The sequence below is a fragment of the Streptococcus infantis genome (assembly GCF_001579645.1).
Lineage (GTDB): Bacteria > Bacillota > Bacilli > Lactobacillales > Streptococcaceae > Streptococcus > Streptococcus infantis_E.
Genome location: NZ_KQ970818.1, coordinates 359,705 through 365,295, shown reverse-complemented (window position 1 = coordinate 365,295; position 5,591 = coordinate 359,705). Strand labels below are relative to the sequence as shown.

The 5,591-nt window shown below is 37.4% G+C and carries 8 protein-coding genes and 1 pseudogene; 3 read left to right on the top strand and 6 right to left on the bottom strand.

Features of this window, described 5'->3' with window-relative positions:
• The 3 genes and pseudogenes from SINDD18_RS01755 to SINDD18_RS11585 form a co-directional block, all read left to right on the top strand.
• Nucleotides 1-381 (top strand): GyrI-like domain-containing protein (locus SINDD18_RS01755; protein ID WP_193750815.1); only part of this gene is annotated, 381 nt, incomplete at its 5' end.
• 40 nt (nt 382-421) lie between these two features.
• Nucleotides 422-964, top strand: a complete 543-nt coding sequence (locus SINDD18_RS01750; RefSeq protein WP_061862875.1) for a ClbS/DfsB family four-helix bundle protein — start codon at nt 422-424, stop codon at nt 962-964.
• A 20-nt stretch (nt 965-984) separates the two neighbouring features.
• A pseudogene (locus tag SINDD18_RS11585) lies at nt 985-1,131 on the top strand (radical SAM protein); the annotation flags it as partial.
• Between the two features lie 222 nt (nt 1,132-1,353).
• Here SINDD18_RS11585 and SINDD18_RS01745 read toward each other — a convergent pair.
• From SINDD18_RS01745 to SINDD18_RS01720, 6 genes are all read right to left on the bottom strand, one after another.
• Nucleotides 1,354-1,761: a hypothetical protein gene (locus SINDD18_RS01745; protein ID WP_061862874.1), complete on the bottom strand. Its 408-nt coding sequence runs from the start codon at nt 1,759-1,761 to the stop codon at nt 1,354-1,356.
• 53 nt (nt 1,762-1,814) lie between these two features.
• Nucleotides 1,815-2,213 (bottom strand): hypothetical protein, encoded by a 399-nt coding sequence (locus SINDD18_RS01740; protein WP_061862873.1) that lies wholly within the window; start codon nt 2,211-2,213, stop codon nt 1,815-1,817.
• Nucleotides 2,214-2,250: 37 nt separating this feature from the next.
• On the bottom strand, nt 2,251-2,769 hold the full coding sequence (locus SINDD18_RS01735; RefSeq protein ID WP_223299855.1) for a hypothetical protein: 519 nt from the start codon (nt 2,767-2,769) through the stop codon (nt 2,251-2,253).
• 48 nt (nt 2,770-2,817) lie between these two features.
• On the bottom strand, nt 2,818-3,210 hold the full coding sequence (locus SINDD18_RS01730; RefSeq protein WP_241497304.1) for an inorganic diphosphatase: 393 nt from the start codon (nt 3,208-3,210) through the stop codon (nt 2,818-2,820).
• Nucleotides 3,211-3,271: 61 nt separating this feature from the next.
• Nucleotides 3,272-4,153, bottom strand: a complete 882-nt coding sequence (locus SINDD18_RS01725; RefSeq protein ID WP_061862871.1) for a class II fructose-bisphosphate aldolase — start codon at nt 4,151-4,153, stop codon at nt 3,272-3,274.
• A 144-nt stretch (nt 4,154-4,297) separates the two neighbouring features.
• Nucleotides 4,298-5,591: sensor histidine kinase (locus SINDD18_RS01720; RefSeq protein WP_061862870.1), on the bottom strand; the 1,294-nt coding region annotated here is incomplete at its 5' end.

Here is a 5,591-nt window from a genome sequence, read left to right as displayed (position 1 = left end):
GTCTGGGATAAGCTATATGAAAAATATAGATACGATGAACTTGCAAGTTTAGGAAGTGGTCAAAGTATGGGCGTTTGCCATGATGTGGAAAATTCAAGTACAATAAATTATATGGCTGGTTATATCGTTAATGATGTAGACAAAGCCACAAGTATGGGCTTAGATGTTTTGGAAGTGGAAGAAGCAGAGTATGCAGTTGTAGAATTAGTAGGAAGTGTTCCGGAGTGCATTCATAACGGGTGGAAATATGCAATGGAAGTATTCTTCCCTGAGCATGGCTATATTCATTCAGGAAAATCTGACTTTGAATATTACTATGAAGGTGATATGCACAGCAAAGACTACAAAATGGAACTTTGGATTCCGATAACTAAAGCTTAAAAACCATATTGAGATATAGCGTAAAGTAGGAGGAAATATTATGCCAAGACCAAGAACAAAAGAAGATTTAATGATTGCAGCGAAAGAAAACTATGATAAGTTGAATGTATTAATTGCTAAGCTATCTGACGAAGAATTAAACACACCTCTTGACTTTTCAAGTGATGAAAAAAAGAAAGAGGCTCATTGGAAAAGAGACAAAAATTTAAGAGATATTTTGATTCATTTATATGAATGGCACCAACTTCTTTTGAATTGGGTAGATACAAATTTAAAGGGAGTGGCAAAACCTTTTATTCCAGCTCCATATAATTGGAAAACTTATGGAGATATGAATGTCGAGTTTTGGAAAAAACATCAAAATACTTCTCTTGAATATGCAAAAGAAATGTTTCATAAATCCCATAAAGATATTTTAGAATTAGCTGAGAGATTTACAAACGAAGAATTGTTTTCAAAAGATGTCTATAAGTGGGTAGGAGGAAGTGTACTTGGTTCGTATTTTGTAAGCACTACTTCAAGTCATTATGATTGGGCGATGAAGAAATTAAAAGCACATCAAAAAAATTGTAAGAAAAAATAAGCAGATATGGAGATAATAGAATGCATTTTACGAAGGTAAAAGGAATATTATCTTCAAAAAATGGAATGAATTTATTCAGAGGCTGTACACATGGTTGTATTTATTGTGACTCAAGAAGTAAATGCTATCAGATAAACCATAGATTTGAAGATATAGAAGTTAAAGAAACAAAAGAATGAATATGGTATCTTTTTGGTAGCTAAACAGACAAAATATCTTGTTTTTTGCAAATAATACTTAAAAAGAATGTTGGTTTATCAGCATTCTTTTTCGTTTCAAATCGATTCTCGGAATTATAGTGCAAATGTCTACGGAAAACAAGTGTTAATTTATATCGAAAATTTTTAACTCTAAGAAAAGATAAAAAGGTGATGCTGCATCACCTCCCTCTACCAAGTTAAGTCTTCAATCATGCTTCTTACTTGTGAATCAAGAGTCTTATCCTTCTTCAGTTCTCCAACCAAAGTCTGAATCTGCCGGACTAGATTTGGATCATTGTCATTATAGCATCGATGAAGCATCCAGATGTTATGCACAGTTGGACTTTTTAGAACTGACTCCATCAATAATTCCTCATAGCCTTGATGATAAAATCGCTCCACAAAGTGAACCAACTCACCTGGAGCCCCAAAATCTATTTCTGGATGCTTGGAAATAAAGTCTAAGATGGGGTCAACCAAATCAAAGGGTTGAGGGTAAGCCTCCATGGCATCTACAATCTCGTCTGCCAACTCAAATTCTTGGTCTTCAGTAATTGCATCATGCAAAGCAACTAATATATCATCTTTAGTAAGCATCTGATTCTCCTTTTCAACTTCTCCATATCATTATTCGTTTTTGAACTTCTTCTTCACTCATCAAACCTTGTTCGTAAGTAGTTTTCCAACTCCTTTTGGGATAAGTCACTAGGAAGTTCAAACACATACTCATATCCTTCATCACAAAAAGAAGCTTTCTCTTCAGGTGGAAACCATTTCCGAAGCCAGATGATATAGGAGGCATAATCTCGTAACCTGTTCGTTGAATCAAAGTAATCAATCACAAAAACATTTTTCTTGCTACTCAGTGAACTTTCCAAAGTAAGCTGAGGACTTTGATAATCCCAAGAAAGCGAGTAAGTTTTTTCAGGATTCGTCCTTTCTCTGATCAAAATACCTGGGAATTTTTCTCTCAAAGCAGTACAAAAGTCTTGTAAATCTAGGAACATGGGGTCTTTACTCTCAATAAAGACAAAATCAGCAGTACTCATCAGTCTCTCTCCTTCTTTTTAAAACTGAAAACAAACCTTAACCATCAATGGCAAAATTCTCCAGACTCTCAAATGCCTGCCCCTGATAGTCAAAAGAAAAGATATGAATATCATCAAAAGTTTGATCGCAGAAAGTAACGGTTTGTCTTTCTGGCTCGATGATGGGTTTACCCAATTTTTCAGTAGCTTCTTCATCTGTGAAATACCCATAAAATTCTTGTAAATGAGGCAGTATAAAAGCAAGAATACGAGTTCTATTTTTATGGTAATTAGCTGCAAGCAACTGAGCTTCTATCTCAAAATTTCCACTTGGTTTTTCTTCCCAAGCTACAAGAACATCATCTACTTCATGTAGGTAGGCTTGCAAGGACTGATCGAATATCATATCTATTTTTCCTTTCACAAGTACTGTAATCTTCTCACACCTAAACATCGAAAAACCTATAATCGCTAGCAATCCAATGTCAACAAGCTTTCCAAATGAACCTAGTGTAGCTAAAACTGCAATTAAAGAGTCATCAATATATGCTCCGGAGGTTTCATGAATTCCAAACAACTTTGCAAATCAGTTAGAATTTCTGCCGCAAGAAAAGATTTTTCATCCTTATTTATAACCTCCCTTACTTGAATCATTATTCTCCTCCACCATTTCAATCCAAGAATCAAAATACTGCTCCATAAAATAGGTCTGCTCTGCAATTAAACCTTTATTAACCTTCTCATCCAAGGGCGCTAAAACCCACTTGTCTTCTATATCATCACGACGTCGAATGATAGCAACCAACTTTCCAGTAAAGACTTCCAGAGGCTGTTGCTGATCATGAGAAACAATATAAACATCTTGCTCTTCGCCATCTCCCCCCATCAGTTCAGGTATATAGCCATAGTTAATCGGATAGACATTCCCAAAAGAATCTTCAAACCCCACCGGCCGATCAACGACACCACTAAATATTCTCTCTTTGAATTTCATCTTTTCATTGCCTCCGTATGACATTTCCTAGATTCATTATACAAGAAAAATCCCGCCGTAGCGAGATTTTCTATCTATAGCCTAATTAAGCTTTACCTTCTGAACCGAATACGTCGATACGTTCTTCAACTGATGCTTGGATAGCTTTGACACCGTCAGCCAAGAATTTACGTGGGTCGAAGAGTTTCTTCTTGTCGTATTCTGCTTCGTTTGCTTCGTAGTCACGAGCAAATTTACGAGTAGCGTTAGCGAATGCGATTTGGCATTCAGTGTTAACGTTAACTTTAGCAACACCAAGTTTGATAGCTGCTTGGATTTGATCATCAGGAATACCTGATCCACCGTGCAATACGATTGGGAAGCCTGGAAGAGCTTCTGTCAATTTTTGCAAGTGGTCAAGGTCAAGACCTTCCCAGTTTGCAGGGTAAGGACCGTGGATGTTACCAATACCAGCTGCCAAGAAGTCGATACCAGTTTCAACCATTGCTTTAGCGTCTTCGATTGGAGCCAATTCACCTTTACCGATGATTCCATCTTCTTCACCACCGATAGTACCAACTTCAGCTTCTACTGAGATACCTTTAGCGTGTGCTTTTTCAACAACGTCTTTAGCCAATTTAAGGTTTTCTTCAACTGGAAGGTGTGAACCGTCAAACATGATTGAAGTGTAACCAACTTCGATACACTCAAGTGCATCTTCGTAGTGACCGTGGTCAAGGTGGATAGCTACTGGTACAGTGATACCCATTGATTCAACAAGGTTAGCGATCAAGTTGCGAGCAACTTTGTAACCACCCATGTATTTAGCAGCACCCATTGAAGTTTGGATCAAAACTGGAGCTTTTTTAGCTTCTGCTGCACGCAAGATAGCTTGAGTCCACTCAAGGTTGTTTGTGTTAAATCCACCAACTGCATAACCGTTGTCACGAGCTGCTTGGACAAATTTTTCTGCTGAAACGATTGCCATTTTATCAGGCCTCCTGTATATTTTTATGGGACATCCCATTTACATTGTTCATTTTATCACTTTTTAGCAAAAAAAGCTAGTTTTTCCCGTAGTTTCGATTGAATTTCTTCTATTTTCAGATATGTAAACCTTTTCCCACTTGGTCTAATCCTTGTTCTCAGGCAAGTTCATATAAAATACCAAGTGATCATCATGTCTTTCAAAGCGATAGTCAATTTCTTCGTTTTCCAATAAACTTTTGACGACGAAGAGTCCCAAACCAGCTCCCTTGCTTTGTCGACTAGAGGACGTGAAGGATTGTTCAAACTTATCTTGCTCCTCAGGTGTACAGGCGTTCTCAATGAAAACCCAGCCATCTTTTGCTCCAACTTTTAGATAGCCTCCTTGAACAGAGTGTTTCACAGCATTACTGATAAGATTGGAAAGAATCAACTTTAGTACTGAAGGATTTAGATAAGTTTGTTGGTCAGTGAGTTGATTTTCTACAGTGATTTTTCTCTCTTTGGCTAATAAATCATAATCCTTTAAGAGAAAATCTGTCATTTCAAGAAGGTTGATTTTTTCTTTCTTATCTCGCAATTCTTGCACCGAAGAAAGGGAGAGGATTTGCTGAACGTGGTGACTGAGATCATCAACAATCCCTAGAGAAACTCCCAGATAATGATCTCTATCTTTGTAGCGTCCAATATTGGCTTGCATATTTTCCAAAAGAATCTTTAGACTAGCAAGAGGTGTTTTCAGTTCGTGAGAAGCTCCTCGCAAAAACTCAACCTTCATCTTTTCTAGTTGGAGGATGGCCTCGTTTTTCTCATGCAAATCTGCAATAACATTCAAGAGATGCTGATAAAGGCTATTGATTTGTTCTTTGAGATCGCCAATTTCATCCTTAGAATCCACGCGCAACCTCACTTCTGCATCCAAATCCATCATCCGTCGAGTTACTCGTTTGATTTCCAAAATAGGAGCAACAATGGTTCTAGCATAGATAAAAGCGATGAGGAGCGAAATAATGAAAGACGCTAATAAAGTATAAGGCAAAAATTGAAGACTGATATCTTCTGCTTCTTTTTGCAAATCCATAGAAGCTATAAACTGCAAGGTCATAGTTTGACCATCCTTGGTCTCAATTTCTCTTTCCTCAATAACCAAGGAGGCCGTTTGTCGTTGTTTATCAATGGGAAGATTATCATTGACTTCCAACTTATCCTGAGTCATCTCTCCCTTAACAGCTCCCTTAATATCACTACTTTTAGAATAAAGTTCAAGGACTTCCTGAATAGCTTGACTGTCTTTGCCTTGGAGAGACTGGGCAATTTCTGTAGCCTTTTGCCCGATGCTTTCCTGACGGTGACTGAGATAGGTCGGAGGAAAGAGGAAATAGATGGCCAAATGCAAACAAATGACCAAGGTAGAAAATACCGAGAAGGTATAGATAAAA

Excerpts from the sequence above, each read along its gene's own strand:
- SINDD18_RS01750 (WP_061862875.1), top strand. The coding sequence starts at position 422 with ATGCCAAGACCAAGAACAAAAGAAGATTTAATGATTGCAGCGAAAGAA.
- SINDD18_RS01745 (WP_061862874.1), bottom strand. The coding sequence starts at position 1,761 with ATGCTTACTAAAGATGATATATTAGTTGCTTTGCATGATGCAATTACT.
- SINDD18_RS01725 (WP_061862871.1), bottom strand. The coding sequence starts at position 4,153 with ATGGCAATCGTTTCAGCAGAAAAATTTGTCCAAGCAGCTCGTGACAAC.
- SINDD18_RS01740 (WP_061862873.1), bottom strand. The coding sequence starts at position 2,213 with ATGAGTACTGCTGATTTTGTCTTTATTGAGAGTAAAGACCCCATGTTC.
- SINDD18_RS01730 (WP_241497304.1), bottom strand. The coding sequence starts at position 3,210 with ATGTCATACGGAGGCAATGAAAAGATGAAATTCAAAGAGAGAATATTT.